We start from the raw sequence: 3576 nt of genomic DNA on the forward strand, positions 1-3576 counted from the left end.
CCGTCCCCTCCGCGAGGTCCGGCGCGTCCTCCCGGGACGCCTCCTGCTCGGCCACCGGGGCGGCCACGGGCACGACCGCGGACACGGGCGACGCGGACGGGGACGGCCCCGCGAGCGTCTTCGCGCCACACACCCGGCACGTCACGGCCAGCTGGCCGTCCTCGATGCGGAAGGACTCCACCGGGACCAGCCGCTCGCAGCCTTCGCACTGGTACTTCATGACCACACCTCTCGCAGCGGGATGGGCATCGCGCACCCTACCAGCGCCAGCAGGCACAGCGCGCAGATGAGCTTGCGCGAGGGGCTCAGGGGCTCCTCCGGCCGCACCACCTCCGGGTGGCCGAAGCCCACGACCTTGCTCGCCACCACCAGCCACAGGCCCCACGACGCGGTGACGAACACGGTGAGGAAGAGCAGCACCAGCGCCACGCCCTGCCCCACCCGGCGGGCCTTCGCCCCGAACACCGCGAACGTCAGGTGCCCGCCGTCCAGTTGCCCCACGGGCAACAGGTTGAGCAGCGTCACCAGCAGGCCGAACCACGCGGCGATCACCACCGGGTGCACCACCACGTCCTTGCCCTCCGGCACGGGGCCCAGCGCCAGCCACGTCAGCGCCTTCATGATGAGGTTGTCGCCGAACAGCGTCTGGTGGCTCGTGTAGACGACGTCCGCGGCGGGCGGCGCCTGCGTCACCTTCTCCATCACCCAGTGCAGCAGGTTCTGCCCCAGCACCCACAGCGACGACTCGCCGGGGAACGCGGACGGCACCGGCGGCGAGTCCACCACCGTGGAGTGCAGCAGCCCCCAGTAGAGCAGCGGCAGCGCCACCACCAGGCCCGCCAGCGGCCCCGCGGCGCCAATGTCCACCAGCGCGTTGCGCGTGGGGATGCGCCCGCGCAGCCGGATGACCGCGCCCAGCGTGCCCAGGCTCCCCGGCACCGGCAGCGGGATGAAGTACGGCAGCGACGTGTCCACCCGGTGCCAGCGCGCGAGCACGTAGTGCCCCATCTCGTGCGAGCCCAGGATGGAGAGCAGCGACACGCTGAAGAACAGCGCCTGCGTCCGGTCCTCCGCCAGCAGCCCGCCCCCGCTGAACGGGAACGAGCGCCCGAACAGCAGCAGGTACGCGAGGAACGTCGTCCCCAGCGTCACCCCGAACAGCAGCAGGTGCAGCCAGACGCGGGACGGGGCGGGACGCGGAAGGGAAACCGGGTGCATGCGCGAAGATGCCTCACGTCCGCAAGCGGGGCGACCGGTCCTGGGGCGCCCAGCGGATGAAGTGTCAAACACAACCCGGATTACCCCGTCCCGGGTCCTTGACTTGAAAAAGCCTTCTGCTACGAACCGCGCCGCTTGCGGTTTCACCGAACGGCGGAGCGCCCGTCCGGGCCGTCCCGCCACCATCCAAGCCACCGTCTGTTGGGGAGATAACCATGAAGAAGCTCATCCTGTCCGCCGTCGCCGCCGCCTCGCTCGTGGGCTGCACCAGCGTCGAGTCCGCCGTCGTCTCCGGCTCCGAGATCGCCGCCAACGGCGAGGCCGTGGCCGTCATCCAGGGCAGCTCGCTGGGCCTGACCGCGATCTTCCACATCATCGACATCGTCCAGAGCGACCTGGACACCGTGGTCAACAAGCTCCTCATCACCGAGGCGAAGGCCATGGGCGCCTCCAAGGTGGACCTGAAGTCGGCGAGCACCACGCCCCGTCACGGCATCTTCGCCCTGTTCGGCACCATCATCGGCATCACCAGCTCCTCCGCGACCGGCGTGGCGGTGAAGTAGTCCACGCTGCCTCCTCACCGAGGCAGTCCGAAGGCCCCCTGGCGACAGCGGGGCCTTTTCCATTTCGAGCCCGTCCCCGAGCCTTCCATGCGCGCCCTCCTCCTGCTGCCCCTCGTGTGCCTCCTCGCGTGCCGCTCGTCCTCCTCCGGAGCGCGAACGACGCGGAGCTGATGGCCCAGGTGCGCGAGAAGCTGGCCGCGCGCGACGCGAAGCTCCAGGCCTACCAGCTGGCGGGCACCCAGACCGAAGGCGATACGGCCTCCGCGGGCTTCACCTTCGCGTACCGCGCGCCCCAGAAGATGCGCGGCACCGTGTCCGCCCCCCAGGCGCGGCAGGTGTGGTGGGACGGCAAGCACCTGTACGAGCAGGTGGAGGCGACGAAGCAGTTCACCACCTTCACGTCCCAGGTCTCCGCGGAGAAGCTGTCCGCGTTCCTCACTGAAATCTTCACCCCCTTCGTGCCGGACGGCTTCCGCGCGCCGCTGCTGCTGCGCAGCGCGAAGGCGAAGCGCACCACCGGCCTGCCCCAGGCGAAGGAGGCGGTGGAGCTGTCCATGGGGTTGGAGGGCGAGGCGGGCGGGGGCGTGGAGGTGACGTACGTGCTGCGCTGGCCCACGCTGGACTTCCTGGCCAGGCGGACGCGCGCGCCGGACGGCACCCGGGCGGAGGTGCGGATGGAGGAGGAGCACTGCGACGCCACGCTGGGCCTGTGCGTGCCGCGAAAGCTCACCCGCTGGCTGGGGGACGCGAAGCAGGGGGAGACGGTGCTGTCCAGCGTGGACCTGAAGGGCTCGCTGCCCAACGACGCCTTCACCCCCGCCGCGCCGGACGGATACAGCGTGCAGACCCGGACACTCGTGGACAGCGAAGCGCAGGAGAGTGGACCGAAGCCAGCCTCGGGCGGTTGACCGTTCCGTCAACCATCGCCACCTTGGGCGGCGGAGGTTCGCCGCGCATGGTTGAGAACGTCATCTTCGACGTGGATGGAACGCTGATCGACTCCGTGGACGAGCACGCCGAGGCCTGGCGCCGGTCGTTCATCGAGTTCGGGCGGGACATCCCGTTCGCGCACGTGCGCAGCCAGATTGGCAAGGGCGCCGACCAGCTGCTGCCCGTCTTCTTCAACGACGAGGAGCTGGAGCGCTTCGGCAAGGACCTGGAGGAGTACCGCTCCGCGCTCTTCAAGCGCGAGTTCCTGCCCAAGGTGCGCTGCTTCCCGCGCGTGAAGGAGCTGTTCCAGCAGCTGCGCAAGCGCGGCCGCAAGCTGGCCCTGGCGTCCAGCGCCAAGGACGACGAGCTCAAGCGCTACGTGGAGCTGTGCGGCATCGACGGCCTGTTCGAGACGAAGACGAACAAGGACGAGGTCGACAAGAGCAAGCCGCACCCGGACATCTTCGAGGCCGCGCTCACGAAGCTGGGCAAGCCGGACCCCGCCACGGTGGTGGTGGTGGGTGACACGCCCTACGACGCGCTCGCCGCGGGCAAGCTGCACCTGGCGTCCGTGGGCGTGCTGTGCGGCGGCTTCCGCGCGGACGACCTGCGCACGGCCGGCTGCCGCACGCTGGTGAAGGACCCCGCGGAACTCCTGCGCCGCCTGGAAGAGGACCCCGAGGCCTGGCCGTGGGACGCGGCGTCGCGGGACACCTCCAAGGACGAGGAGTCGCGCTGAGGCGAAGGACGGCGCGGCGGCTCCCAGGGCGGCCATGAACCCGTGGCCGCGGGAGGACGCGGCGGCGCGCTGACGGCGGGGAAGGACCGGAGGCGCCCCCGGCGGCCACGAGCCCGTGGCTGCTGG

The 3576-nt window shown here is 70.7% G+C and carries 4 protein-coding genes and 1 pseudogene; 3 read left to right on the forward strand and 2 right to left on the reverse strand.

Annotated features, from left to right (window positions below; translation table 11 throughout):
* Positions 1–220: pseudogene (locus ACLEQD_RS39245) on the reverse strand (hypothetical protein); the annotation flags it as partial.
* A complete protein-coding gene (locus ACLEQD_RS39250; protein WP_410391014.1) occupies positions 217–1218 on the reverse strand; it encodes a site-2 protease family protein in 1002 nt (333 codons plus the stop codon). The gene ACLEQD_RS39250 and the pseudogene ACLEQD_RS39245, both read right to left, overlap by 4 nt.
* A 215-nt stretch (positions 1219–1433) precedes the next feature.
* Between ACLEQD_RS39250 and ACLEQD_RS39255 the strand changes: the two genes are divergently transcribed.
* The 3 genes from ACLEQD_RS39255 to ACLEQD_RS39265 all read left to right on the forward strand — a co-directional run bounded on the left by ACLEQD_RS39255 (position 1434) and on the right by ACLEQD_RS39265 (position 3450).
* The gene (locus ACLEQD_RS39255) at positions 1434–1781 is read left to right on the forward strand and encodes a hypothetical protein (protein WP_410391016.1); all 348 of its coding nucleotides are present in this window, start codon (positions 1434–1436) and stop codon (positions 1779–1781) included.
* Positions 1782–1909: 128 nt separating this feature from the next.
* Positions 1910–2689 carry a hypothetical protein gene (locus ACLEQD_RS39260; RefSeq protein WP_410391018.1) on the forward strand — a complete coding sequence of 260 codons (780 nt, stop codon included), beginning with the start codon at positions 1910–1912 and terminating at the stop codon, positions 2687–2689.
* A 47-nt stretch (positions 2690–2736) separates the two neighbouring features.
* Entirely contained in the window at positions 2737–3450 is a 714-nt protein-coding gene (locus ACLEQD_RS39265) for an HAD family hydrolase (RefSeq protein WP_410391020.1), read from the forward strand.
* Positions 3451–3576 lie beyond the last annotated feature (126 nt).

This window comes from Corallococcus sp. 4LFB (assembly GCF_046520365.1).
GTDB classification, from domain to species: domain Bacteria; phylum Myxococcota; class Myxococcia; order Myxococcales; family Myxococcaceae; genus Corallococcus; species Corallococcus caeni.